The sequence below is a fragment of the Lysobacter sp. TAB13 genome (genome assembly GCF_052113885.1).
In the GTDB taxonomy this organism is placed as follows: domain Bacteria; phylum Pseudomonadota; class Gammaproteobacteria; order Xanthomonadales; family Xanthomonadaceae; genus Lysobacter; species Lysobacter gummosus.
On record NZ_JBFRDR010000373.1, the window covers coordinates 1 to 368 of the forward strand.

1 protein-coding gene is annotated in these 368 nt (G+C 66.3%); it reads left to right on the forward strand.

Going from position 1 to position 368, the window contains the following annotated elements:
- The coding region (locus tag AB4Y92_RS26585) for a hypothetical protein (protein WP_441822346.1) at positions 1 to 233 on the forward strand (233 nt) is incomplete at its 5' end.
- Positions 234 to 368: the final 135 nt, after the last annotated feature.

The following is a 368-nucleotide window of genomic DNA, read 5'->3' on the forward strand; positions in this document are numbered from 1 at the left end:
GGAGACGCCGAATCGCAATGATTGCAAGACCACTCCTCCTCGCAACCCTTGCGATCGTGCTCGGCGCCTGCGCCGGCAAACCCCTTCCTGACTATCTCGCGCGTCCGGCCGATCCGAGCGTGAAGGTCCCCGCCCTCGCCTATCAGAGCGTCACCGCCGGCAGCACCGTGCTGCGCCCGGCCGAGCCGAAGGACTGGCGTGAACTCAATCGGCGCGTTGGACCGCAGCCATGACCGAAGGACCGATCACTGTGGCCATGCCTGCGTCCATCTCCTTCCGGTCGATCACGCTCTTCCCGTCGGTTTCCCGCCTCGCCCTTGTCGCAGGCATGGCCGTGCTGCTTGGCGGTTGCGCGACCTTTTCCAGCG